At 70.0% G+C, this 25,356-nt stretch carries 22 protein-coding genes and 1 pseudogene; 20 read left to right on the forward strand and 3 right to left on the reverse strand.

Features of this window, described 5'->3' with window-relative positions:
- The first annotated feature begins 369 nt into the window (after positions 1–369).
- The 7 genes and pseudogenes from AB0E78_RS26115 to AB0E78_RS26145 all read left to right on the forward strand — a co-directional run bounded on the left by AB0E78_RS26115 (position 370) and on the right by AB0E78_RS26145 (position 9,878).
- A complete protein-coding gene (locus tag AB0E78_RS26115) occupies positions 370–3,372 on the forward strand; it encodes a BTAD domain-containing putative transcriptional regulator (RefSeq protein ID WP_361836992.1) in 3,003 nt (1,000 codons plus the stop codon).
- Positions 3,373–3,388: 16 nt separating this feature from the next.
- Complete coding sequence (locus tag AB0E78_RS26120; protein WP_361836995.1) at positions 3,389–4,108, forward strand: A24 family peptidase; 720 nt, start codon at positions 3,389–3,391, stop codon at positions 4,106–4,108.
- A gap of 80 nt (positions 4,109–4,188) precedes the next feature.
- Complete coding sequence (gene mqnC / locus AB0E78_RS26125) at positions 4,189–5,388, forward strand: cyclic dehypoxanthinyl futalosine synthase (protein WP_361836998.1); 1,200 nt, start codon at positions 4,189–4,191, stop codon at positions 5,386–5,388.
- Between the two features lie 7 nt (positions 5,389–5,395).
- On the forward strand, positions 5,396–5,995 hold the full coding sequence (locus AB0E78_RS26130) for a hypothetical protein (protein WP_361837000.1): 600 nt from the start codon (positions 5,396–5,398) through the stop codon (positions 5,993–5,995).
- A 190-nt stretch (positions 5,996–6,185) separates the two neighbouring features.
- The gene (locus AB0E78_RS26135) at positions 6,186–6,878 is read left to right on the forward strand and encodes a demethylmenaquinone methyltransferase (RefSeq protein ID WP_361837002.1); all 693 of its coding nucleotides are present in this window, start codon (positions 6,186–6,188) and stop codon (positions 6,876–6,878) included.
- 216 nt (positions 6,879–7,094) lie between these two features.
- Positions 7,095–7,163 (forward strand): annotated as a pseudogene (locus AB0E78_RS26140) (zinc-ribbon domain-containing protein); the annotation flags it as partial.
- A 39-nt stretch (positions 7,164–7,202) separates the two neighbouring features.
- A complete protein-coding gene (locus AB0E78_RS26145) occupies positions 7,203–9,878 on the forward strand; it encodes a hypothetical protein (RefSeq protein WP_361837791.1) in 2,676 nt (891 codons plus the stop codon).
- Positions 9,879–9,922: 44 nt separating this feature from the next.
- On the opposite strand, the gene AB0E78_RS26150 is transcribed toward AB0E78_RS26145, so the two are convergent.
- Together AB0E78_RS26150 and AB0E78_RS26155 are read right to left on the reverse strand one after the other, a co-directional pair.
- Complete coding sequence (locus AB0E78_RS26150) at positions 9,923–10,279, reverse strand: PASTA domain-containing protein (RefSeq protein WP_361837004.1); 357 nt, start codon at positions 10,277–10,279, stop codon at positions 9,923–9,925.
- 37 nt (positions 10,280–10,316) lie between these two features.
- Positions 10,317–10,841 (reverse strand): GNAT family N-acetyltransferase, encoded by a 525-nt coding sequence (locus AB0E78_RS26155; protein ID WP_361837007.1) that lies wholly within the window; start codon positions 10,839–10,841, stop codon positions 10,317–10,319.
- Positions 10,842–10,938: 97 nt separating this feature from the next.
- Here AB0E78_RS26155 and AB0E78_RS26160 point away from each other — a divergent pair, with 97 nt between their 5' ends.
- Positions 10,939–12,228, forward strand: coding sequence for a geranylgeranyl reductase family protein (locus AB0E78_RS26160; protein ID WP_361837010.1), 1,290 nt, complete (start codon positions 10,939–10,941; stop codon positions 12,226–12,228).
- 49 nt (positions 12,229–12,277) lie between these two features.
- Positions 12,278–12,604: a putative quinol monooxygenase gene (locus AB0E78_RS26165; protein WP_361837013.1), complete on the forward strand. Its 327-nt coding sequence runs from the start codon at positions 12,278–12,280 to the stop codon at positions 12,602–12,604.
- A 76-nt stretch (positions 12,605–12,680) separates the two neighbouring features.
- Here AB0E78_RS26165 and AB0E78_RS26170 read toward each other — a convergent pair whose 3' ends face one another.
- Entirely contained in the window at positions 12,681–13,496 is an 816-nt protein-coding gene (locus tag AB0E78_RS26170) for a C40 family peptidase (RefSeq protein ID WP_361837016.1), read from the reverse strand.
- Between the two features lie 978 nt (positions 13,497–14,474).
- Between AB0E78_RS26170 and AB0E78_RS26175 the strand changes: the two genes are divergently transcribed.
- Genes AB0E78_RS26175 through nuoK form a run of 11 tightly spaced genes read left to right on the forward strand, consistent with a single transcriptional unit; the run spans position 14,475 to position 25,347 of the window.
- Positions 14,475–14,834 carry an NADH-quinone oxidoreductase subunit A gene (locus AB0E78_RS26175; RefSeq protein WP_003992243.1) on the forward strand — a complete coding sequence of 120 codons (360 nt, stop codon included), beginning with the start codon at positions 14,475–14,477 and terminating at the stop codon, positions 14,832–14,834.
- 20 nt (positions 14,835–14,854) lie between these two features.
- On the forward strand, positions 14,855–15,409 hold the full coding sequence (locus AB0E78_RS26180) for an NADH-quinone oxidoreductase subunit B (RefSeq protein ID WP_160506582.1): 555 nt from the start codon (positions 14,855–14,857) through the stop codon (positions 15,407–15,409).
- On the forward strand, positions 15,406–16,128 hold the full coding sequence (locus AB0E78_RS26185; RefSeq protein WP_361837018.1) for an NADH-quinone oxidoreductase subunit C: 723 nt from the start codon (positions 15,406–15,408) through the stop codon (positions 16,126–16,128). Before AB0E78_RS26180 ends, AB0E78_RS26185 begins: the two co-directional genes overlap by 4 nt.
- The gene (locus AB0E78_RS26190; RefSeq protein WP_361837020.1) at positions 16,128–17,450 is read left to right on the forward strand and encodes an NADH-quinone oxidoreductase subunit D; all 1,323 of its coding nucleotides are present in this window, start codon (positions 16,128–16,130) and stop codon (positions 17,448–17,450) included. Before AB0E78_RS26185 ends, AB0E78_RS26190 begins: the two co-directional genes overlap by 1 nt.
- Positions 17,447–18,298 (forward strand): NADH-quinone oxidoreductase subunit NuoE, encoded by an 852-nt coding sequence (gene nuoE / locus AB0E78_RS26195; protein ID WP_361837023.1) that lies wholly within the window; start codon positions 17,447–17,449, stop codon positions 18,296–18,298. The genes AB0E78_RS26190 and nuoE overlap by 4 nt, the downstream gene beginning before the upstream one ends.
- Positions 18,298–19,659, forward strand: a complete 1,362-nt coding sequence (gene nuoF / locus AB0E78_RS26200) for an NADH-quinone oxidoreductase subunit NuoF (protein ID WP_361837026.1) — start codon at positions 18,298–18,300, stop codon at positions 19,657–19,659. The genes nuoE and nuoF overlap by 1 nt, the downstream gene beginning before the upstream one ends.
- A complete protein-coding gene (locus tag AB0E78_RS26205) occupies positions 19,656–22,193 on the forward strand; it encodes an NADH-quinone oxidoreductase subunit G (protein WP_361837028.1) in 2,538 nt (845 codons plus the stop codon). Before nuoF ends, AB0E78_RS26205 begins: the two co-directional genes overlap by 4 nt.
- Positions 22,190–23,575 (forward strand): NADH-quinone oxidoreductase subunit NuoH, encoded by a 1,386-nt coding sequence (gene nuoH, locus AB0E78_RS26210; RefSeq protein WP_361837031.1) that lies wholly within the window; start codon positions 22,190–22,192, stop codon positions 23,573–23,575. Before AB0E78_RS26205 ends, nuoH begins: the two co-directional genes overlap by 4 nt.
- The gene (gene nuoI / locus AB0E78_RS26215) at positions 23,568–24,239 is read left to right on the forward strand and encodes an NADH-quinone oxidoreductase subunit NuoI (protein WP_361837034.1); all 672 of its coding nucleotides are present in this window, start codon (positions 23,568–23,570) and stop codon (positions 24,237–24,239) included. Before nuoH ends, nuoI begins: the two co-directional genes overlap by 8 nt.
- Positions 24,236–25,051, forward strand: coding sequence for an NADH-quinone oxidoreductase subunit J (locus AB0E78_RS26220; RefSeq protein WP_361837037.1), 816 nt, complete (start codon positions 24,236–24,238; stop codon positions 25,049–25,051). Before nuoI ends, AB0E78_RS26220 begins: the two co-directional genes overlap by 4 nt.
- Positions 25,048–25,347, forward strand: coding sequence for an NADH-quinone oxidoreductase subunit NuoK (gene nuoK, locus AB0E78_RS26225; RefSeq protein WP_249588397.1), 300 nt, complete (start codon positions 25,048–25,050; stop codon positions 25,345–25,347). Before AB0E78_RS26220 ends, nuoK begins: the two co-directional genes overlap by 4 nt.
- Positions 25,348–25,356 lie beyond the last annotated feature (9 nt).

Below are 25,356 nucleotides of genomic sequence, written 5' to 3' on the forward strand. Positions count from 1 at the left end.
GCTACGCGGGCGCAGCGAATCCGTGCCGGAACTGTGACGCGTGCCGCGGAGTGCCCTCCCCGAACGGGAAATAGCGGGCAATCAGCCGGCAACCGGGGAGAGGGGGGAGAGGGGGAGCGGGCGGGATTCGGTGCCGGGTGCGTGCCGGTAGTTGCCCTTACGGGGCGAATCATGGCTAAGCGGGCACCCCTGGAAGCCCCCGGAAGCCGCAGCCCCCGTTGCCCCTGTCTGACCTCCGGCCCCTTCCGTACCATCGCCTCAGTACGCTCAGCGCACAGACGTACCACCGACCCAGATCGCACGATCGCCCTATCGTCAGATCGCCCGATCGATATCCGCTCCCTCTCAGAGGACAACAGGACACCCGCCATGGCGCGCACCACTTCAAGTTCGACAGGCGGCCCGTCGGCTCCACGGAATCGGACGCCGCAGCCGCTGCCCCGGCGTCGTCGTACGTTCGGGGACTTCGTCAAGGCGTTCTTCGCCTTCGTCGCGCTGGCCGCGCTGGTCGTCGGCGTGCCTGGCGCCCTCGCGTACTCCGTGGGGTGGCCGCTTCCGGGCGGTGCGCCCTCGATGGACTGGTTGCAGCAGGAGATCACGGTCGGGACGTTCATCAACGTACTGACCGTCGTGGTCTGGCTGGCCTGGGCCCAGTTCACCGCCTGTGTGCTGGTCGAGGTGAAGGCCGCGCTCTCCGGCGTCGGGATGCCCAACCGCGTTCCCGGCGCGGGAGGCAGCCAGCTGCTCGCCCGGCAGCTCGTCGCCGCGCTGCTTCTGGTGGGCGCCACCGCCGCCAGCTTCGCGCCGGGGCTCTCGCAGTTCGGGCAGTCGTTGGAGGGGAACCAGAAGCCCGCGAGCGCCGCTTCCGCCCAGCAGACCCCGGGCGGTCTCTTCGGGCAGGAGCAGGCCGGGAGTGCCGCATCCGCCGTCGCCGAACAGGCCGAGCAGGCTGCCGCCCGTGCGGGCAGCGGCACGGCCAAGGACGGGGACACGAAGTACTACCGGATCCAGCCGCCCGAAGGGCGTCACCACGACTCCATGTGGGAGATCGCCGAGCGGCACCTCGGGGACGGACGGCGGTACAAGGAGATCTACCAGCTCAACAAGGACCGGGAGCAGCCCGACGGGTCCCGCCTGTCCGAGGCCAGCCTCATCCGGCCCGGCTGGATCATGGAGATGCCCGCGGACGCGCACGGCGGCGAGCTCGTCGAGATGCCCGACGAGGCGCCCAAGGTCTCGCAGGACGTGAAGGAGCAGATCTCCGACTACGCCAAGTCCGGGGATCACCAGCAGGGCGGCGGCCAACAAGGAGCGGGTCAGCAGGGCGGCGCCCAAGAGCAGGGCGGCGGCCGGCAGGGCGACCGCGACACCGCGCACATCACCCTCCCCGAGCAGCGGCCCTCCGCGGGCGGGCACGGGCAGCAGGAAACGCCCGTCGCCAGCAGCGGCAGCGAGTCCGAAGGGTTCTCCTTCGGGCTGCCCGAGGCGCTCATCGGCGCTCCGCTCCTCGCCGCCGGTCTCCTCGGCGCGCTCGGCCGCCGTCGCCGTCACGCGCTGTGGCAGTCGGCCATGGGCGCCGTCGGCGGACGTCGCGGCATGGAGCCGCCGACGCCGACCGGGGGCGCGGCCGACGCGCAGGACGCGCTGCTCGTGGGCGCCGACCCCGAGGGCGTACGCCTTCTTGATCTGTCGCTCCGCGGGCTCGCCGCCTCTCTCGCCGAGGAGTCCCGCGCGCTGCCGACCGTCTACGCCGCCTGGCTCAGCAACGGCGATCTGCACCTCCAGCTCGCCCAGCCCGCGGGCCGGCCGCCCGCGCCCTGGCAGTTGGGGCAGGACCAGACGTTCTGGATGCTGTCGCGGACCGACGCCGAGCGGTACGAGGACGTGGACACCGCCGCTCCCTATCCGGGGCTCGTCAGCCTCGGCACGCTCGACGACTCGCGGCTGCTGCTCAACCTCGAGGCCGTGCCCGGTGTCGTGTCGCTGAGCGGGCGCGAGGCCGACCGTGCCGCCGTGTTCGCCTCCGTCGCCGCCGAACTCGCCACCAACGGCTGGTCCGACCGCATGACCATCACCCTCGTCGGCTTCGGGCAGGACCTGACGCCGCTCGCGCCCAACCGTCTGCGGCACCTCGACGACATCGAGGCGCTCATCGAGACGATGGAGGCGGAGACGCGGCAGCGGCGCGGGGCCCTGGGGGCGGCCGGGCACGACTCGGTCCTCACCGGGCGTACGGGGCCCGCGCAGCACACCCGGTGGGCTCCGCACCTGGTGCTGCTCGCTGCGGAGCCCACCGGGGACGACGCCGTGCAGCTCGCCGAACTGGCAGCGGACGCCAGCCGGTTGGGCATCGGCTACCTCGTCGGCACCGAGTCCGGTGACCTGCCGGGAGCCGCCTGGGAGATGGAGATCACCCCCGAGGGCAAGCTGCTCGCCCCGCTGCTCGGGCTCGAACTGGAGGCGCAGGCGCTGCCCGAGGCCCAGCAGCGGGCCGTCGTGGAGCTGTTCGTCGACGCCGATCCCGGCGAGGGCGGCGGAGAAGGCGGCGGCACGGGCCGTACGGGCGCCACCCCGCCGTTCCTCGTCGACGTCACCGAGCAGGGGCGGCCCGCGGTCTACGCACGCCTCGTCGGCACGTACGAGATCATCGGCCTCGACACGCCGGACGGCGAGCGCAGCCCGCTGATGCACGAGGCGCTCGCGCTGCTCCTGCTGCACCGCGAGGGCGTGCACCCGCGGGTGCTCTCCTCCGCGCTGTGGCCGCGCGGTGTCACCGAGGACGTCCGGGACGCGCTCATCGACCGGCTGCGGGAGTGGCTCGGCACCGAGCCCGACGGGTCGCCCCGGCTGCGGGCCGACCGGAGCGGGCGGCTCACGCTCGCCAAGTCCGTGGTCTCCGACCTGGACGTGCTGCGGTCGCTGTACCACGAGGCGACCCAGGGCCGCGGGGCCAACAGCCGGGCCGTGCGCGGGCGGATGCTCACCGACGCCCTGGTGCTCGTCCGCGGGCCGTTGCTCTCCGACCGGCCGCAGGGGCGGTACGCCTGGCTCACGCACGAGATCATCGACGCGCAGCTGCCGCTGCTCGTCGCCGACATCGGGCTCGCCCTCTCCGAGTTCCACCTGGAGAAGGGGCGCGCGGAGAAGGCCATCGAGGCGCTGAACGCCTCGCTGAATTCCGCGCCGGGGGACGAGCGGCTGTGGAACGAGCTGCTGCGGGCGACCCACGAGGTGGGCGACCCGGCGCGACTGCAGCAGGTTGCCGCCGATCTCGTCGCCCGCAGCGGGGCTCGGGGCGTGCCGCCTCGGACCGAGGCCCTGCTGGACGAGCTGTTGCCCGCCTGGCGCAGCGGCCTCACCGCTGTCAGCTGACGGGAAGTCGACCCTCTTGTTGCTGACCCTCGCCGCCGTCGGCGCCCTCTGGGGCGCCCTCGCCGGGCTTCTCGTGCCCCGTGCCGTCTACCGGCTCTCCGTGGCGCCCGACGAGGCCTGGCGTTCGGTATGCCCCGACGGGCACCCCCTCGGGGGCTGGATCGGGTTCGCGCGGTGCCCGCGGGGAGACCGCTTCGGGCCCAGCGGCCCGAGCGTCGCCCTCGCCACCGCCCTCGTCTGCGCCGCCCTGGCCGCCGCGACGGGACCGCGGCCCGAGGCGGCGGTCTGGCTGCTGCTCGCTCCCGTCGGCGTACTCCTCGCCGTCGTGGACTTCGGCGTGCACCGGCTGCCCGATGTGCTCACCCTGCCGCTCGCCGCGGCGGCCCTCGTCCTCCTCGGGGGCGCCGCGCTGCTGCCCGAGCACGGTGGTTCCTGGCTGCACGCGGTGTACGGGGCGCTGGCGCTCGGCGGCGCGTACTTCGTGCTCTTCCTCATCAGCCCGAACGGCATGGGCTTCGGCGACGTGAAGCTGGCGCTCGGCCTGGGGGCCGTACTCGGCTGGTACGGGTGGGGCGCGGTGGTGCTCGGCACCTTCGCCGGGTTCCTGCTGGCCGCCCTGTACGGGACGGGGCTCGTCATCGCCCGCCGCGCCGGACGCAAGACGGCGATCCCGTTCGGGCCGTTCCTGATCGGCGGCGCGTTCGTGGGGCTGCTCATCGGGGCGTACGCCGCCTGACGTCGGGCGCCGGAACCGGCTGGCGTACGCTGAATCAGTCCGTCCAGAACCCTTACGAACCCTACGAAAGGGACGCCCCGGTGACCGAGAAGGCCGACCTTCAGTCCGTCCTCGACCGTGCCGCCGCAGGTGGGCGGATCAGCGAAGAAGAGGCGCTCGACCTCTACCGCGATGCCCCGCTGCACGCGCTCGGCGCCGCCGCCGACGCGATTCGCCGCCGTCGGTACGCCGGGACCGAGCACATCGCGACGTACATCATCGAGCGGAACATCAACTACACCAACGTGTGTGTGACCGCCTGCAAGTTCTGCGCCTTCTACGCGGCACCGAAGGACACCAAGAAGGGCTGGACGCGCGACCTCGACGACATCCTGCGGCGCTGCGCCGAGACCGTCGAGCTCGGTGGCACGCAGGTCATGTTCCAGGGCGGGCACCACCCGGACTTCGGCGTCGAGTACTACGAAGAGCACTTCTCGGCGATCAAGAAGAACTACCCGCAGCTGGTCATCCACTCCCTCGGCGCCTCCGAGATCGAGCACATGGCCCGCATCTCGAAGGTCTCCGCCGAGGAGGCGATCCAGCGGATCCACGCCGCCGGGCTCGACTCCTTCGCCGGTGCCGGTGCCGAGCTGCTCCCGGCCCGCCCGCGCAAGGCCATCGCCCCGCTCAAGGAGAGCGGCGAGCGCTGGCTGGAGATCATGGAGATCGCGCACGGCCTGGGCGTCGAGTCGACGTCCACGATGCTGATGGGTACGGGCGAGACCAACGCCGAGCGCATCGAGCACCTGCGGATGATCCGTGACGTGCAGGACCGGACCGGTGGCTTCCGGGCCTTCATCCCGTACACGTACCAGCCCGAGAACAACCACCTCAAGGGCCGTACGCAGGCGAGCATCTTCGAGTACATCCGCATGATCGCGATCTCGCGGATCTTCCTCGACAACGTGGCCCACATCCAGGGTTCCTGGCTGACCACCGGCAAGGAGGCCGGCCAGCTCACCCTGCACTACGGCGCGGACGACCTCGGCTCGGTGATGCTGGAGGAGAACGTCGTCTCCTCCGCCGGTGCCAAGCACCGCAACAACCTGCGCGACATGATCGACATGATCCGCACCGCCGACCGTGTGCCGGCCCAGCGTGCCACGACGTACGAGCACCTCGTCGTGCACGACGACCCGGCGAACGACCCGACCGACGACCGCGTCGCGTCGCACATCTCGTCCACGGCGATCGAGGGCGGCACGGCTCACCCCGAGCTGAAGCTCCTCGCCAGCAACTGAGGCCGCTTTGCGCACACTTCACGTCGCCGAGGGGTCACCGGAGGCGGCGGTCCTGGTCGACGGGGCGAGCGTCGCCGCCGTCGGCCCGTACGAGGAGCTGGCCGCCGCGCACCCGGACGCGCGCGTCCGGCACTGGCCCGGCATCCTCACGCCGGGCCTGCTCAACGTGTACGGCCCCGAGCTCCTCGAAGGCACCTATCACCCGGACCCGCGTGAGGCGGGCTGGCTCGGCACCGAGCCCATCGGCGGGGAGCGCGCGCGGGCGCTCTTCCGCTCCAACCCGTCCCGGGTGGGCGCCAGCGCCCGCCGCGGCGTACAGCGGCTCTTCGCGCACGGCACGGTGGCGGTCGCGGGCGAGCTGCGGGCCCGCCCGGTCGTCGACACCGTCCGCAGGGCGGGCCTGGCGATCGGGCACCGCCCGCCGAGTCTGCCGGGCCCCGTGTCGCTGTCACCGACCCCGCTGGTCCTCCTGCCACCCCTGACCGAGGGCGCCCCGGCCCGCTTCGCGATCTTCGACGTACCCAGCCGAGCCGAGCTGGTAAGCCAGGGCACGGACACGTGCGTGGCAACGGTGCTGGCGGGCCGCCTGGTCTACAGAGCCCGCTAGGCAGCCCCGGGGCGCCCCGCAGGGGCGTTCAGGGGCGCGGGGAACGGCGCGAGCAACCACAACAGACCCGCATCCGCAGACCGGCCGCCACAAGGCAGACGCTCCCGCGAGGAAGCCCGCCGCAGGCGAAGCGGGCGGCAGCCAGAGAGCCGCCGCCAAGAGAGAAGACCGGCCTGACACAATGGGCCGGGTGACCCGCGCATCTCTGGACAAGCAGCCGCACGAAGTCGCCTCGATGTTCGACGACGTGGCGGAACGGTACGACCTCACGAACGACGTGCTGTCGCTCGGCCAGGCCCGGCTGTGGCGCAAGGAGGTCGCGAAGGCCGTCGACGCACGGCCCGCGCAGAAGGTCCTGGACCTGGCCGCGGGAACCGCCACCTCCTCGCAGCCCTTCGCGCGGGCAGGCGCGTACGTCGTGCCCTGTGACTTCTCGCTCGGCATGCTGCAGGTCGGCAAGGCACGCCACCCCTGGATGCCGTTCACGGCGGGCGACGCGACGAAGCTGCCGTTCAAGGACGGCACGTTCGACGCCGTCACGATCTCCTTCGGGCTGCGCAACGTCCACGAGACGGACCAGGCGCTGCGCGAGATGTACCGCGTGACGAAGCCCGGCGGCCGGGTCGTCATCTGCGAGTTCTCGCACGCGACGTGGGCGCCGTTCCGCACGGTCTACGAGGAGTACCTGATGCGGGCGCTGCCGCCGGTCGCGCGCACGGTCTCCTCCAACCCCGACGCGTACGTCTATCTCGCGGAGTCCATCCGCTCCTGGCCGGACCAGCCGACGCTGGCCGCGCGGCTGCAGGACGCGGGCTGGTCGAAGGTGGCGTGGCGGAATCTGACGGGTGGCGTCGTGGCGCTGCACCGGGGGTTCAAGGCCTAGGCCCGCGCTGGGACGCCCACGACGGGGGAATGCGTGAAATCCCGCGTTGTGGACCGAGTTGACGGGAACCAACCGCCGGGCAAGATGTGTCCGTTGTGATACGACTCCGCCGACGCGACGGTGTCGATGCGAATCCGCTCTTCCGCACCGGCAGTTGCCATCGTCGCCCGAACGGGTCGGTCTTTCTGGTCATCTCCCCAATGACGGAGCGTCCCCATGGCGTCGAACTGCCCTCACTGCGGGGCACCCATCCCTGACGAGGCCCGCTTCTGCATGAAGTGCGGCCGAGAGCGCCCGCGTGAAACCACGGTGAACGAGGGACCCGTGGATCTGCCCGCGGCGGAGCTCGGCGCTCCGACCTCCGCGGGCACGACGCCGCCCGACCCTGCGGCCGACGCACCCGGCGATGGGGCACCTGAAGGCGCACCAAGCAGCGGGGCACCCGAAGGCGCACCAAGCAGCGGGGTACCCGAAAGCGCACCCGGCGACAAGGCACCTGAAGGCCCGCCCAAGAGCCCGTCCGGGAGCACCCCCGCCGGCCCCGGCTACACCGCGGTCTCCCTCTCCGCACCCGAACTTCCGCCCACCCCGGCGGCCCCGGCGCCCGAGGCCCCCGCGTCCCCGCCGCCCCCCGCGTACGTCCCGGGCGCGCCCGCAGCTCCCTCGCCCCTCGGTGCCTTCCTCGGGCGGGCGTTCCGCGGGGACTGGGCCGGGGCCGCGCAAGCCGCCCTGTGGCCCGTCGGGTTGGTGCTCGTCGCGGCCGTCGCGCTGGCCATGCCCGCCTACGGGCAGGACGACGGCGGCGGTGACGTGGTCGTCGGCTTCGGCGACCGGCTCCGCATCGCCCTGGCACTGCTGCTCCAAGCCGTGGGCGGCGGCTTCGAGGTCTCGGGGAGCGGGCGGCAGCAGTCGCCCGTGTTCGGCGGTGACAGCTCCAGCATGGACACCGCCATGGACGGCAGCGCCGCGCTGCACCTCATTCCGCTCACCGCCACCGCCCTGTGGATCGGGGCCCTCTTCATCGGCGTACGCATCCTGCGCACCCGCGTTCTCCTGCGCACCGGAGGCCACGGCGGCGGCACGGCCGGGCTCGAATCAGCCGTGCGCGTCACGCTGTTGGTGACGGTGGGCACCCTCGTGCTCGGCCTCTTCGCGCAGCCCGAGATCGAGGGCGTCTCGCTCTCCTCGTCGCCGTTCCTTGCCGCGCTCGGCGCGCTCGTACTCGCACTCGCCGTCTCCTTCGGTGTGCTGCACCGCTACGACCTGGCCCCGTGGCTGGCCCAACGGCCCGGCTGGCAGGCGGCGTTCCGCGCCACCGGCACCGCGCTGCGCGCACTGGCGGTCGTCCTCGTCCTCTGCTCGCTCGTCGCGTTCATCAGCCTCGCCCAGATCGACGACCTCGAAAGCCTCGCCGACCTCGACGACGCGGACGTGTCCCCCCTGCTCATCGCCCTGCTCCTGCTGCCGAACCTCGGCATCGCCGCCCTCGGCCTCGGCTGGGGAGCACCGCTCGACGCATCCGTGCAGGGCAGCAGTTCGGCGTACGGCGGCGCCCACGAGAGTGAATCCTTCGGGCTCTCCGAGCTGGGGGACGTCACCAACGACTGGGCGATCGTGGGGGCGTTGACGCTCGGGCTCGTGTGCGCGCTGGTCCTCGGCCTGCTGGCCGCGCGCCGCTCCGCGCACCGGGGTGAGCAACTCCTCTCCGCGGGAGTCTTCTTCGGGCTCTTCCTGTTCCTCGCCGGAGTCGGCGGGGTCAGTGTCGATGCCTCCGGAAGCGCATCGGCGGAGTTCGGTGGCGGAGGCGGCAGCGGATCGGGCAAGGGCACCTTCGAGGCGGGCGTGAGCGTGCCGGACGCACTGCTGTTCGGGCTGCTCTGGGTCTTCGCCGCCGCGCTCCTCGCGCCGTTCCTGCTCCAGATGGCGGGCCAGCGGACGGGGGTCGTCGCGGCACCGGTGTTGCCACAGGTCCCGCCGATGCCGGCCGGCCCCACGGGCGGGCCCGGTGCGCCCGGAGCTTCCGAAGCGGCCGGTTCCCTGGCCGACGCGCCCACCGAGGGTGCCGTAGGACTCGTGGGCCCCGTCTCGATCGACAAGCCCACGCCGGGAGTTGTCCCCACACCCCCCACGCCCACACCCTCCACGCCCCTCGCCCTGCCCGCGCCACAGCACGCGTACGACCCGGCCGCGTACGACCCCTCCGCGACCCCCGCGTACGCCCCCGCCTCCTACGACCCGCACGCCTACCAGCTGGGCCCGCAGCCCCCTGCCGCACCCGAGCGCCGTACCGCCCTCTGGGTCGCCACCCTCACCGCGGCCTTCGTCATCGGCAGCGGTATCGCGGCGGGCGTCCTGCTCTGGCAGGACAACAACGACGGCACGGCCGACAAGGCCGGGGGCAAGGACGACAAGCCCGCCGTGAGCCAGAGCCAGGACCCGACGCAGCCGCCGTCGCCGTCCCCCTCGGACAGCCCCTTCGATACCTCTCCGGAGGAGCCGAGCGCGAGCCCGGACACCGTGGACGGCGCACCCGAATCCGAACTGCCCGCGGGCTACGACCGGGTGTCCGACGTGAACGGCTTCGAGTTCGCCGTGCCCGAGGGCTGGAACCGCCAGGGCGAGGACCGCCCCGGCCAGATCGTGTACGCCGGGTCGCCCGGCCCGGAGCAGTTCCTCGTCGGCGTCGTCCCGAACGCCCCGTACACCTCGTACGAGAACTTCACGTCCATCGAGAAGGACGCGAAGAAGGACCCGAAGAAGTCGGACTACCAGCGGGTGCGGCTCGAACCGAACACCTTCCAGGGGCGCAGCGGCGCGATCTGGGAGTACACCTACACCGACAGGGCGGGCCGCGAGATCCACGCGCTGGACCAGAGTTACGTCGCGGACAACGGCACCGAGTACGCCATCCAGCTCTCCTGGCGCGCGGACTTCTGGCCCGTGGGCGAGGGCGAGAAGATCCACGGGATCGCGCTCGAACACTGGCGGCTCAACGACTGAGACTCCGGGTGGCGCCACAAAGGCGGGCGCCACCGCGGTCGGCGTCAGAGCACGGCGCCGACCTCGTTGTCCGGCTCGTCCAGTTCCTGTCGCAGCCCGCCGTCCGGAGGTCCCGGGCGGCGGGGCTCGCGTACGCCCGCGCCGCCCTCGCCCTCGCCGGGGCCGAGCTCGAACCAGACGGTGACGACGGCGTCGCGCGGGATCCACATGCCGGGGAGGGGGTACTGCCGGACCACGTGATCGAGGACGACCAGAGGGAAGTCGGGGCGGTCCGGCGCCGCGAGCAGCACGCCGTGCTTCGCCGCCGACTCGCGCGCGTCCACGGCCATCAGACCGATCAGCCGCGGCACGCGCACGTCATCCGTCCCGGGCACATCGGCTGCATCGGGCGTAATGGGCACGGTTGTCACCCCCTGCGGTACCCGCAGAGTAGACCCGCTACAGCGTCAGCCGGAAGCGGTGCGCCTCTCGCTCCGACCCCGGGACCGGCAGGGTCTGCGCCAGCTCCATGCCGAGCCGCCGGGTCACCGCCACGGACCGGGCGTTGCGGGCGTCGACCATCGCCACCACGTCCCGTACGCCCGCCGCGCGCACCCGGTCCAGGGTCGCCCGCGCGGCGGCGGTCGCGTACCCCTTGCCCCAGGCGGCCCGGCCGAGCCGCCAGCCGATCTCGATCTCGCCCTTGGGTCCCCACTCGTGCGGCCAGGGCTGCGCCCCGGTGAAGCCGATCGGCTCACCGTCCGCGTCGAGCAACGTCCAGAAGCAGAAGCCGTGTTCGGCGTCGTGTCTGCGCTGCCGGGCGGTCAGCTCCTCGTACACCGAGAGCTCGGCCGACACGCCCCCGTGGAACTCCATGACATCCGGGTCGTCGAAGAGCCGGTGCCAGACGAAGGCGTCCTCGTGGGTCGGAACGCGCAGGTGTACGGCGGGCAGGGTCTTGGTCGGCAGTGCCTGCTTTGTCACGGGTGGCCCTTCGGCTGGCTGATCAGTACCGCTGCATAGACTGCCCATAACACGTGCCCGCCGGCACACAGATTTCGAGCCTTGGGGAGAACCCGCCGTGACCGAACCCCAGCCCCTCACCGAACACACCGCTGATGTGATCGTCGTCGGGGCCGGGCCAGCCGGTTCCACGACCGCCTATTACCTGGCGAAGGCCGGACTTGACGTACTCCTCCTGGAAAAGACCGCTTTTCCCAGGGAGAAGGTCTGCGGCGACGGCCTGACGCCGCGCGCCACCAAACAGCTCGTGTCCATGGGGATCGACATCTCCGAGGAGGCGGGCTGGCTGCGCAACAAGGGCCTGCGCATCATCGGGGGCGGTGTGCGGCTCCAGCTCGACTGGCCGGAACTCGCCGCCTACCCGAACTACGGCCTGGTCCGTAAGCGCGACGACTTCGACGAGCAGCTCGCACGCCAGGCCCAGAAGGCGGGCGCCCGGCTGCACGAGCGCTGCAACGTCGGCGCCCCGATCGTCGACGACCGCACGGGCCGCATCACCGGTGTGCACGCCAAGGTCGGCGAGGAGAAGACGCCGGTCACCTTCCACGCCCCGCTGGTGGTCGCCGCCGACGGCAACTCGACGCGGCTGTCCCTCGCGATGGGTCTGCACCGCCGCGACGACCGCCCGATGGGCGTCGCCGTCCGCACGTACTTCACCTCTCCCCGCCACGACGACGACTACCTGGAGTCCTGGCTGGAGCTGTGGGACCGCCGCGGCGCCGAGGACCGGCTCCTTCCCGGCTACGGCTGGATCTTCGGCATGGGTGACGGCACGTCGAACGTCGGGCTCGGCATCCTCGACTCCTCCGCCGCCTTCAAGGAGCTGGACTGGCGCGAGGTGTTGAAGGCCTGGTGCGCCTCGATGCCGGAGGACTGGGGCTACACCCCGGACAACATGACGATGCCGATCCGCGGCGCCGCCCTGCCGATGGCCTTCAACCGCCAGCCGCACTACACCAAGGGCCTGCTCCTGGTGGGCGACGCGGGCGGCATGGTGAACCCCTTCAACGGCGAGGGCATCGCGTACGCCATGGAGTCCGGGCAGATCGCGGCGGACGTCATCGTCCAGGCGCACGCCCGCCAGACCCCCGGCCAGCGTGAACTGGCCCTCCACCGCTACCCGAAGGTCCTCAAGGACACGTACGGCGGCTACTACACGCTGGGCCGCGCCTTCGTGAAGCTCATCGGCAATCCGAAGGTCATGAAGATCGCCACGCAGCGCGGCCTGACGCACCCGATGCTGATGCGCTTCACGCTGAAGATGCTGGCCAACCTCACCGACCCGACGGGCGGCGACGCGATGGACCGCATCATCAACGGCCTGAGCAAGGTGGCACCGAAGGCGTGACGCTCTGTCCGATTTGCCCTTACCCCGTGGATGGTACGAGGCTGGCCGCATGATTTTCATCGCCGTCAAGTTCACCGTCCGCCCCGAGTACGCCGACAGCTGGCTGGAGCGGACCGCCGAGTTCACCCGGGCCACGCGCGCCGAGGAGGGCAACCTCTTCTACGACTGGTCCCGCAGCGTCGACGACCCCAACCAGTTCGTCCTCCTGGAGGGCTTCGCCTCGCAGGAGGCGGGCGCGGCGCACGTCGGGTCCGACCACTTCAAGGCCGGTATGGAGTCGATGTCCGAATTGATCGCCTCCACCCCCGAGATCATCCACACCGAGATCCCGGGCAGCAGCTGGTCCGAGATGGGCGAGCTCTCGCCGAAGAGCTGAAGCCCCGCAACGCGCGCAGAAGGGCCGGGAACCCCACTGGGGGGTTCCCGGCCCTTCTGGGTGGCTGTGAGGGCCCTTAGAGGACGCGCACGGCGCCGTCGGCGGGGTAGCCCGACAGGTCCTGGATGACAACGCCCTTGCCGGGGTTGGCGGCGTCGAGGTACTGGCCGTTACCGATGTACACACCCACGTGGTACGCGGAGCCGGCGCCACCCCAGTAAAGGATGTCGCCCACCTGGACGTTGGAGAGCGAGACCGGCGTACCGGCGACCGACTGGTCCTGCGAGACGCGCGGAAGGTCCACGCCCGCCTGCTTGAACGCGGCCTGGACGAGGCTGGAGCAGTCCCAGGCGTTGGGTCCGGAGGCACCCATGACGTACGCGTCACCGAGCTGGGCCTTGAGGAAGCTGATGACCGAGCCGACACTGCCGCTGGCCGGGGCGGGCGCATCGGCGGTGGAGGCGCTGGAGCCGCCGGCGGCGCTGAGCGTCGTGCGCTCGGACGAACGCGAGGCGCGCTCCTCCTCCGCCTTCTTCTTGGCGGCGGCCTCGGCCTTCGCCTTGGCCTTCGCCTTGGCTTCGGCCTGCGCCTGGTCTTCCTTGGCCTGCTTGGCGGCCTTCACGGCGGCCGCGTCCTGCTCGGCACGGAGCTCGTAGCTGTCGGCGGTCTGCTGGGTGGCTTCCGCGGACTGCGCGATCTGCGTGGAGAGATCCGTGGTGAGCGTGGGCATTTCGATGGTCTCGGTCACCGGCTCGGCTGCGGTCGCCGTGCCAGCTGCCGCGGCCACTGCCAGGGTGCTGAGGACGCCACCGGCAACTCCGGCGCGCAGGGCCTGCTTCGTGGCGCTACGACGGGGCTTCCGGTGGCTGGGTATGTGAGCGGTGTGGGACATGAGAACAACCGCTATCAGGGAGTCAGGGTTCCCATCAAGAAACGTGGTCTGCGCCACAGTTGCCCCTGAGGGCCGTGAATCCCGGGCGTGTCACTTCTTATTGACGCCGTAACGGGCAATGCGGACAACGGCGATCACGCCTGTGATCATGGGTTTTCTGCGATACGCCCGAATTGCCCGTGGACTACCACCGGTTGAGCCGGTTGGCCAAGCCCGGTTTATTCGCTGCTCATGGCAGTGTGGCGCAGGTCACAGGCGTAGGCCCGGGGGATCTCTCCGAGATCCCGTCGAGACCTTCCCGAGATCTCCCGAAGAATTCAGGGGTGTTGCCCGTATGGGGGATCGGTGACGGATCGACGAGGGATCGACGGTGGATCGACGACGGGCCCGTGCCGAAGGGGTGCCGATTCACCCTCGGGCGGATGCCGCTCCGGTCGACCGCGAAGGCGTCGCTCCGGTCGCCCGTGAAGGCGTCGCTCCGGTCGCTCGTGAATCGGTGCACGCGTCAGTGGGCCGTTCGCGGCCGTTCGTGGCCGTTCGTGGCCGTCCGGGGTTCGTCCGCGGCTGTCCGACGTTGGGTCGCCGCCGTCCACTCTCGTCCCCACCTCTCCCGCCAAAGCGTGAACGAGCCGCCACTATCAAGCCATCGCGTCCAGCGCCAATTTGCTTATTGCGGCCATCGCTTGATAGGGCGACCCCCTACCGACCAGGGGTAACTCGGTGAGATGTCACCTCTGGTGATCACTCAGGCGCTTCGCGTATGAAGATCACCGCTCATCCGACTTCATGATCCTTCGTCAGGTGGTGGAGATCACAAAGCCGTTGTCGCACCCCGTGTCGCAGATCACAGACCGGCGGGCATAAGATGCGGGGCAGTTGGGCTTGTGACCTGCTTCACATGTACGCGATCTTCGTGGGGGCGGGGCGCAGTCCAGTGCAACCGCCAACAGTCAGTGCCGACTGAGAGGAGCGAGGAGCGTGAACGCCTATGCGCCCATCCTCGTGCTGGGAGCCCTCGGGGCAGGCTTTGCGATCTTCTCCGTGGTCATGGCCACGCTTATCGGTCCAAAGCGGTACAACCGCGCCAAGCTCGAGGCGTATGAGTGCGGTATCGAGCCGACGCCGACTCCGGCCGGCGGCGGGCGATTCCCCATCAAGTACTACCTGACGGCGATGCTCTTCATCGTCTTCGACATCGAGATCGTCTTCCTTTACCCCTGGGCCGTCACCTTCGACGCGCTGGGGATTTTCGGGCTCGTGGAGATGCTGCTCTTCGTGCTCACCGTCTTCGTCGCGTACGCGTACGTATGGCGGCGTGGCGGCCTGGAATGGGACTAAAGGTCTGAGGGGCCAAGAGCATGGGACTCGAAGAGAAACTGCCGAGCGGTTTTCTGCTGACCACCGTCGAACAAGCCGCGGGCTGGGTGCGCAAGTCATCCGTCTTCCCCGCGACCTTCGGCCTTGCGTGCTGCGCCATCGAGATGATGACGACGGGAGCCGGGCGTTATGACCTGGCTCGCTTCGGCATGGAGGTCTTCCGCGGTTCACCGCGCCAGGCCGACCTGATGATCGTGGCCGGACGTGTGAGCCAGAAGATGGCGCCGGTCCTGCGGCAGGTCTATGACCAGATGCCCAACCCCAAGTGGGTCATTTCCATGGGGGTTTGCGCTTCGTCGGGCGGGATGTTCAACAATTACGCGATTGTGCAGGGCGTGGACCACATTGTCCCTGTTGACATCTATTTGCCCGGCTGTCCGCCGCGGCCCGAGATGCTGATGGACGCCATCCTCAAGCTTCACCAGAAGATCCAGGGCGGCAAGCTCGGGGTCAACGCCGAGGAAGCGGCCCGCGAGGCGGAGGAGGCGGCCCTCAAGGCCCTCCCCACCATCGAGATGAAGGGGCTGCTGCGGTGAGCGACGCGCACGACGAGCACCTGAACGGGAACGGCGTTCCCGCACCCCGCGACGAGGCCGGCAAGGTCATCGGCGTCCGTAAGGGCATGTTCGGCGCCAACAACGGCGGCGACACGTCCGGTTACGGCGGCCTGGTGCGCACGGTCACCCTGCCGGGCGCCTCCGCGCGCCCGTACGGCGGCTGGTTCGACGAAGTCGCGGACGAGCTGGAAGGGGCCCTGGAGGAGCAGGGGCTCCTGCCCGAGAACGCGATCGAGAAGACGGTCGTCGACCGCGACGAGCTCACCTTCCACATCGCGCGCGAGCACCTCGTCCGGGTCGCCCAGACCCTGCGCGACGACCCGGCCCTGCGCTTCGAGCTCTGCACGGGCGTCTCGGGGGTGCACTTCCTCGAGGACAAGGGCCGCGAGCTGCACGCCGTCTACCACCTGCGCTCGATCACCCACAACCGCCTGATCCGGCTCGAAGTCAGTGCCCCTGACGCCGATCCGCACGTCCCCTCGCTGGTCCCCGTCTACCCGACGAACGACTGGCACGAGCGCGAGGCGTACGACTTCTTCGGCCTGATCTTCGACGGTCACCCGGCGCTGACGCGGATCATGATGCCGGACGACTGGCAGGGCTTCCCGCAGCGCAAGGACTACCCCCTCGGCGGCATCCCCGTCGAGTACAAGGGCGCCCAGATCCCGGCTCCGGACCAGCGGAGGTCGTACAGCTGATGTCCACTTCTCATGCTTCCGCTCGGGAGACGACCGAGGGGACTGTATATACAGTCACCGGCGGCGACTGGGACGAGGTCGTCCAGTCCGCCGCCCGGTCCGACGACGAGCGCATCATCGTCAACATGGGTCCGCAGCACCCCTCCACCCATGGTGTGCTCCGGCTCATCCTGGAGATCGAGGGCGAGACCGTCTCCGAGGCCCGCTGCGGCATCGGCTATCTGCACACGGGCATCGAGAAGAACCTCGAATACCGCACGTGGACGCAGGGCACGACGTTCGTCACGCGCATGGACTACCTGACGCCGTTCTTCAACGAGGCGGCGTACTGCCTCGGGGTCGAGAAGCTCCTCGGCATCGAGGACCAGATCCCGGACCGCGCCTCGGTCATCCGCGTGCTCCTGATGGAGCTCAACCGGCTCTCGTCGCACCTGGTGTGCATCGCCACCGGCGGCATGGAGCTGGGCGCGACGACGATCATGATCTACGGCTTCCGTGATCGTGAACTCGTCCTAGACATCTTCGAGTTGATCACCGGCCTGCGCATGAACCACGCGTACATCCGGCCCGGCGGACTCGCCCAGGACCTGCCTCCGGGCGCGGTGGACCAGATCCGCGAGTTCGTGAAGAAGATGCGGAAGAACCTCGGCGAGTACGACAAGCTCGCCACCGGGAACCCCATCTTCAAGGCCCGTATGCAGGACGTCGGCTACCTCGACCTCGCGGGCTGCATGGCCCTCGGCGCCACGGGACCCGTCCTGCGCTCGGCCGGTCTGCCGCACGACCTGCGCAAGGCGCAGCCCTACTGCGGGTACGAGAACTACGAGTTCGACGTGCCGACCGCCGACACCTGCGACTCCTACGGACGCTTCCTGATCCGCCTGGAGGAGATGCGCCAGTCGCTGCGCATCGTCGAGCAGTGCCTCGACCGCCTCGCGCCCGGCCCGGTCATGGTGGGTGACAAGAAGATCGCCTGGCCCGCGCAACTGGCGCTCGGCCCGGACGGCCTCGGCAACTCGCTCGACCACATCAAGAAGATCATGGGCACCTCCATGGAGGCCCTGATCCACCACTTCAAGCTGGTGACCGAGGGCTTCCGGGTCCCGGCCGGGCAGGCGTACACCGCGGTCGAGTCGCCCAAGGGCGAGCTCGGCGTGCATGTCGTCTCCGACGGCGGCACCCGCCCCTACCGGGTCCACTTCCGCGACCCGTCCTTCACCAACCTGCAGGCCATGGCGGCGATGTGCGAGGGCGGCCAGGTCGCCGACGTCATCGTCGCCGTCGCGTCCATCGACCCCGTGATGGGAGGCGTCGACCGGTGACCACCACTCCTTCCCAACAGGGTGCGGGCGTCAGCCTGGGCATGCCCCAACTCCCCGCCCCCGACTACCCGGCCGACGTACGGGCCAGGCTCGACGCGGACGCCAAGGAGATCATCTCCCGCTACCCGGACTCCCGGTCGGCGCTCCTTCCGCTGCTGCACCTGGTGCAGTCGGAGGAAGGTCACGTCACGCGCACGGGCATGGCCTTCTGCGCGGACGTGCTCGGCCTGACCACCGCCGAGGTCACCGCGGTCGCGACCTTCTACACGATGTACCGGCGCAAGCCCTCCGGTGACTACCAGGTCGGCGTCTGCACCAACACCCTGTGCGCCGTCATGGGCGGCGACGCGATCTTCGAGTCGCTGCAGGAGCACCTGGGTGTCGGCAACGAGGGGACCACAGAGGACGGCAAGGTCACGCTGGAGCACATCGAGTGCAACGCGGCCTGTGACTTCGCTCCCGTCGTGATGGTCAACTGGGAGTTCTTCGACAACCAGACTCCCGACACCGCCAAGCGGCTCGTCGACGACCTGCGCGCGGGCGTGCAGGTCGAGCCGACCCGCGGCGCCCCCTTGTGCACGTACAAGGAGACGGCCCGGATCCTGGCGGGCTTCCCGGACGAGCGCGCCGGCGCCGTCGAGGCGACCGGTGGCGCGGGCCCGGCCTCGCTGATCGGACTGCGCCTGGCCAAGGGCGAGGTGGCTCAGCCGCGCGTGGTGCACCCGCGCACGGGCGGTCCGCAGGACGAGGCGCCGGCCGAGCACCTCAGCTCGCACGACGCACCGCAGGAGACCTCGGCATCCGACCCGGCCCACCCGGCCGGACCGACCGCCGAGGAGGGGGAGTGATGACCTTGGCAGCCGAGATCGACAACGAGACGAGCCCCGAGAAGCTGCTCGCGCCGGTGCTTTCGGCGTTCTGGGACGAGGAGAAGTCCTGGACACTGGACACCTACCGACGGCACGAGGGGTACGAAGGCCTGCGCAAGGCCCTGGCCATGGCGCCGGACGATCTCATCGCGTACGTGAAGGACTCCGGTCTGCGCGGCCGTGGCGGCGCGGGATTCCCCACCGGAATGAAATGGCAGTTCATTCCGCAAGGGGATGGAAAGCCGCACTATCTAGTTGTCAACGCCGACGAATCGGAGCCGGGGACCTGCAAGGACATCCCGCTCCTCTTCGCGAACCCGCATTCCCTCATCGAGGGGATCGTGATCGCGTGTTACGCGATCCGTTCTTCGCATGCCTTCATCTACCTGCGCGGTGAAGTCGTCCCCGTGCTCAGGCGGTTGCACGAGGCCGTGCGTGAGGCGAAAGAGGCGGGGTTCCTGGGCGAGAACATCCTGGGCAGCGGACTCGATCTCGAACTCACCGTGCACGCGGGTGCGGGCGCGTACATCTGTGGTGAGGAGACCGCGCTGCTCGACTCGCTCGAAGGCCGCCGTGGCCAGCCGCGACTGCGTCCCCCTTTCCCGGCCGTCGCGGGCCTCTACGCATGCCCCACTGTTGTCAATAACGTCGAGTCCATCGCGTCGGTTCCCGCGATCCTGAATCGCGGAAAAGACTGGTTCAAGTCGATGGGGAGCGAGAAGTCCCCCGGCTTCACGCTCTATTCGCTGAGCGGCCACGTCACGAGCCCCGGCCAGTACGAGGCGCCGCTCGGCATCACCCTGCGCCAGTTGCTCGACATGAGCGGCGGGATCAGGGCGGGCCACCGGCTCAAGTTCTGGACGCCGGGCGGCTCCTCGACGCCGATGTTCACCGACGAGCACCTCGATGTCCCGCTGGACTACGAGGGAGTGGGCGCCGCCGGGTCGATGCTCGGCACGAAGGCCCTGCAGTGCTTCGACGAGACGACGTGCGTGGTGCGGGCGGTCACCCGCTGGACCGAGTTCTACGCCCACGAGTCCTGCGGCAAGTGCACGCCCTGCCGCGAAGGAACGTACTGGCTGGTCCAGTTGCTCCGCGACATCGAGGCCGGCAAGGGCGTCATGTCCGACCTGGACAAGCTGAACGACATCGCCGACACCATCAACGGCAAGTCCTTCTGCGCCCTCGGTGACGGCGCCGCGTCGCCGATCTTCTCCTCGCTCAAGTACTTCCGCGAGGAGTACGAGCAGCACATCACCGGCAAGGGCTGCCCCTTCGACCCGGCGAAGTCGACTCTCTGGGCCGACCGGCCCTCCGCACATTCGGAGGTGAACGCATGACAGTACTGAATTCGAATAGCGGCTCCGCCGCGGGCGAACGCGCTCCCTCCGGGGGCGGTGAGGCGGCGGTTCCGCCGGAGGACCTCGTATCGCTGACGATCGACGGCATCGAGATCAGCGTCCCCAAGGGGACCCTGGTCATCCGGGCCGCCGAGCTCCTCGGCATCGAGATCCCGCGGTTCTGCGACCACCCGCTGCTCGACCCCGCGGGCGCCTGCCGGCAGTGCATCGTCGAGGTGGAGGGCCAGCGCAAGCCGATGGCCTCCTGCACCATCACCTGCACCGACGGCATGGTCGTGAAGTCGCAGCTCTCCTCGCCGGTCGCGGAGAAGGCCCAGCGCGGTGTGATGGAGCTGCTCCTCATCAACCACCCGCTGGACTGCCCGGTCTGCGACAAGGGCGGCGAGTGCCCGCTGCAGAACCAGGCGATGCAGGTCGGCGACACGGACTCCCGCTTCGAGGGCAAGAAGCGGACGTTCGAGAAGCCGGTGCCGATTTCGACGCAGGTCCTCCTCGACCGCGAGCGGTGCGTGCTCTGCGCTCGCTGCACCCGGTTCTCCAACCAGATCGCGGGCGACCCGATGATCGAGCTGCTGGAGCGCGGTGCGCTCCAGCAGGTCGGCACGGGCGAGGGTGACCCGTTCGAGTCGTACTTCTCCGGGAACACCATCCAGATCTGCCCGGTCGGCGCGCTGACCTCGGCGGCGTATCGCTTCCGCTCCCGGCCCTTCGACCTGGTGTCGTCGCCGTCGGTGTGCGAGCACTGCGCGGGCGGCTGCGCGACGCGCACCGACCACCGTCGCGGCAAGGTCATGCGGCGGCTCGCGGCGGACGACCCCGAGGTCAACGAGGAGTGGCTCTGCGACAAGGGGCGCTTCGGCTTCCGTTACGCGCAGAAGCCGGACCGGCTCACCACGCCGCTGGTGCGCAACGCGGAGACGGGTGAGCTGGAGACCGCGAGCTGGCCCGAGGCTCTCGAAGTCGCGGCCAACGGGCTCGCCGCGGCGCGCGGCCGGGCCGGCGTGCTGACCGGCGGGCGCCTCACCGTGGAGGACGCCTACGCGTACAGCAAGTACGCGCGCGTGGCGCTCGACACGAACGACATCGACTTCCGCGCGCGCGTGCACAGCAGCGAGGAGGCCGACTTCCTCGCCGCCCGTGTCGCGGGACGGGGCCGGGATCTCGACGGCGCCGGAGTCACGTACGCGGAAGTGGAGAAGGCGCCGGCGGTCCTGCTCGTCGGATTCGAGGCCGAGGAGGAGGCGCCCGGGATCTTCCTGCGGCTTCGCAAGGCCTGGCGCAAGTACGGCCAGCGGACGTTCTCGCTCGCCACGCATCAGACGCGGGGCCTGGAGAAGGCGGGCGGCACGCTGTTGCCCGCGGCTCCCGGCACCGAGACGGAGTGGCTCGACGCGCTGTCCGCCGGATCCGGCCTCGAGGGCGACGGCGCCACGGCGGCCGAGGCGCTGCGCGCTTCGGGTGCGGTGATCGTGGTCGGCGAGCGGCTCGCCGCCGTACCGGGCGGGCTCACCGCAGCCGTACGGGCCGCGTCCGCGACCGGCGCGCGGCTGGTGTGGGTTCCGCGCCGGGCGGGGGAGCGCGGCGCCATCGAGGCCGGTGCGCTGCCCTCGCTGCTGCCCGGCGGGCGCCCGTCCACCGACCCGCGCGCGCGGGACGAGGTCGCGGCCGCCTGGCGCGTCGCCGAACTCCCGCATCGCTACGGCCGCGACACCGGCCAGATCATCGAGGCCGCGGCGACCGGCGAACTGGGCGCGCTCCTGGTGGCGGGTGTGGAGGTCGCCGACCTTCCCGATCCGGCACGCGCGCGTGAAGCACTCTCCGAGGTCGGGTTCCTGGTCTCGCTGGAGCTGCGGCCCAGTGAGGTCACCGCGAACGCCGACGTCGTGCTCCCCGTGGCCGCGGTCGCGGAGAAGCCCGGCACGTTCCTCAACTGGGAGGGCAGGGCGCGGATGTTCGACGCCGCCCTCAAGCCCGACCAGATGACGCGCACACTGGCGCCGACGGACGCGCGGGTGCTGCACATGCTGGCCGACGCCGGGGACGTACATCTCGGTCTTCCCGACCTGGCGACGGCCCGGCGTGAGCTGGACCGGCTCGGCGGCTGGGAAGGAACGCACGCCGCCGAGCCCCTGGAGACAGGTGCTCAGCCGCCGAGGCCCGCCTCCGGAGAGGCCGTTCTCGCGGGGCACCGGCTGCTGCTCGACCAGGGCCGCCTCCAGGAGGGCGACGAGGCGCTGGCCGGCACCCGGCACGCCGCGGTCGCCAGGCTCTCCGCGGCCACCGCGGCCGAGGCCGGCGTGAAGGACGGCGACATGCTGGCCGTCACCGGCTCCGCGGGGGCGGCCGAACTGCCGCTCCAGGTCACCGAGATGCCCGACCGCGTGGTGTGGCTGCCGCTGAACTCGACCGGGGGAGGCGTCACTTCCGACACCGGTGCGCGCCCCGGCGACCTCGTCCGCATCGGCCCGGCGCTCCTGCCGGAGCCCTCTGAGGCCCCGGAGGTGACGTCATGATGCACAACGTGGTGCCGCTCGCGGCGGAAGACCTGTCCATGTTCGGCCGCGACCCGTGGTGGCTGGTCGCCGTCAAGGCGGTCTTCTGCTTCGCGTTCCTGATGGTGACGGTGCTCTTCTCCATCGTGTGGGAGCGCAAGGTCGTCGCCTGGATGCAGCTGCGCATCGGCCCCAACCGGCACGGCCCCTGGGGCATGCTGCAGTCCCTCGCGGACGGCATCAAGCTGATGCTCAAGGAAGACCTGATCGTCAAGCGCGCGGACAAGGTGGTGTACATCCTCGCGCCGATCGTCGCGGCCATCCCGGCCTTCATGGCGATCGCGGTGATCCCCTTCGGCCCCGCGGGCAACGAGATCTCCATCTTCGGCCAGCGCACGACGATGCAGCTCACCGACCTGCCGATCGCGATGCTCTACATCCTCGCGGTCGCCTCGGTCGGCATCTACGGCATCGTGCTGGCGGGCTGGAGCTCCGGTTCGACCTATCCGCTCCTCGGCGGTCTGCGTTCCTGCGCGCAGATGATCTCGTACGAGATCGCGATGGGCGCCGCGTTCGCCTCGGTGTTCCTCTACTCCGGGTCGATGTCGACGTCGGCGATCGTGGAGGCGCAGGCGGACCGCTGGTACGTCCTGCTGCTCCCGGTGTCGTTCCTGATCTACATCGTGACGATGATCGGTGAGACCAACCGCGCCCCGTTCGACATGCCGGAGTCCGAGGGCGACCTCGTCGGCGGCTTCAACACCGAGTACTCGTCGATCAAGTTCGCGCTGTTCATGCTCGCCGAGTACGTCAACATGGTCACCGTCTCGGCGGTCTCGGTCACCCTCTTCCTGGGCGGCTGGCGGGCCCCGTATCCGGTCAGCACCTTCTGGGAGGGCGCGAACCACGGCTGGTGGCCGATGCTCTGGTTCGTGATCAAGGTCCAGCTGCTGCTGTTCTTCTTCATCTGGCTGCGCGGCACGCTGCCACGCGTCCGCTACGACCAGCTCATGAAGCTCGGCTGGAAGGTCCTGATCCCGGTCTCGGTCGTCTGGCTGATGCTCGTGGCGACGGTCAAGGCGATGCGGAACGAGAACTACGACTTCACCTCGATCGCGCTCTATGTGGGCGGCGGAGTCATCGCGTTGCTGTTGCTCTCCGTCGTCGTCGACATCTTCCGCGACAAGCGCGAGAAGGAAGCGACGGCACGATCCGAGAGCGAGGAGCCGGTCGCCTTCGACCCGATGGCGGGCGGATTCCCGGTCCCGCCCCTGCCCGGACAGAGCCTGCCGCCCGTACCGCGACGACGCTCGCGCCAGGAGCGCGAGTTGATTGTCAGTGGTGGGCCGGATACTCAAAGTGACGGAACCCGAAGTGACGGAAAGGAGGCGTCCGATGGCTGAGTCGAAGAAAGAGCCGCAGCAGGAGCCACACGAGTCGAACCAATCGAAGCAGGGGTTCCAGAACCCCGTCGCGGGCTTCGGCGTGACCTTCAAGGCCATGTTCAAGAAGCGGCTGACCGAGCAGTATCCGGAGCAGGAGAAGACCACCGCTCCCCGCTTCCACGGCAGGCACCAGCTCAATCGCCATCCGGACGGCCTGGAGAAGTGCATCGGCTGTGAGCTCTGCGCCTGGGCCTGCCCCGCGGACGCGATCTATGTGGAGGGCGCGGACAACACCGAGGAGGAGCGCTACTCCCCGGGCGAGCGGTACGGCCGCGTCTACCAGATCAATTACGCCCGCTGCATCCTGTGCGGTCTGTGCATCGAGGCGTGCCCCACGCGCGCGTTGACGATGACGAACGAGTTCGAGCTGGCCGACAGCAGCCGCGAGAACCTCATCTACACCAAGGAGCAGCTGCTCGCGGGCCTGGAGGAAGGCATGGTCGAGTCACCGCACTCGATCTTCCCGGGCACGGACGAGCAGGACTACTACCGCGGTCTCGTGACGGAGGCCGCGCCGGGCACGGTGCCCCAAGTGGCCCTCTCCAAGGGGGAGACGCCCCAGGAGGCCGCCTCCACCTTCGGGGACTCCGAACCCGCGTCGGGGGAGGTGATCAACCGATGACGCAGCTCGCCGCCTACACCACCTCCACCGGTGAGGCCGTCCAGTTCTGGGTGCTCGGCGCGGTCGCCGTGATCGGCGCCCTGTGCACGATCCTCATGAAGAAGGCCGTGCACAGCGCGCTCTGTCTCGCCGGAACCATGATCATCTTGGCGGTCTTCTACCTCGCCAACGGGGCGTACTTCCTGGGCATCGTCCAGGTCGTCGTCTACACCGGCGCGATCATGATGCTCTTCCTCTTCGTGGTCATGCTCGTAGGTGTCACCGCCGCCGACTCCCTGAAGGAGACCATCAAGGGTCAGCGCTGGCTGGCCGGCGTCTGTGGCTTCGGCTTCGCCCTCCTGCTCTTCGCGGGGATCGGGAACGCCTCGGTGAACGAATTCGCCGGACTCGGCAAGGCGAACGCCGGCGGCAACGTGGAGGGCCTCGCCGAGAGCATCTTCACGAAGTACGTCTTCGCGTTCGAGATCACCGGCGCGCTGCTCATCACCGCCACGGTCGGCGCGATGGTGCTCACCCACCGCGAGCGCACGGAGCGCGCCAAGACGCAGCGGGAGATGTCCGAGGAGCGCGTGCGGTCCAATCACCTTCCGCCGCTGCCCGCCCCCGGTGTCTACGCCCGGCACAACGCCGTGGACGTCGCGGGTCTCCTCCCCGACGGCACCCCCTCCGAGCTCACGGTCAACAAGACGCTGCGCGAGCGCGGCCAGATCCGCGATGTGTCGGACGAGGCACTCGATGATCTGCGGGCCCTCGAACAGCGTTCCGCGGAGCGTCTGGAGCGGTCGCCCAAGACCGAGGAGGCGTCGAAGTGAATCCGGTCAACTACCTGTATCTCGCGGCGCTGTTGTTCTCGATCGGCGCCACCGGCGTGCTGATCAGGCGGAACGCGATCGTGGTCTTCATGTGTATCGAGCTGATGCTCAACGCGTGCAACCTCGCCTTCGTGGCCTTCTCCCGGCTGCACGGCAATCTCGACGGCCAGATCATCGCCTTCTTCACGATGGTCGTCGCCGCGGCGGAAGTCGTGGTCGGCCTCGCGATCATCGTGTCCCTGTTCCGCTCCCGTCACTCGGCCTCGGTCGACGACGCCAGCCTGATGAAGCTGTAAGGGGTCGCT

The organism is Streptomyces sp. NPDC032198 (genome assembly GCF_040636975.1).
Taxonomy (GTDB): Bacteria; Actinomycetota; Actinomycetes; order Streptomycetales; family Streptomycetaceae; genus Streptomyces.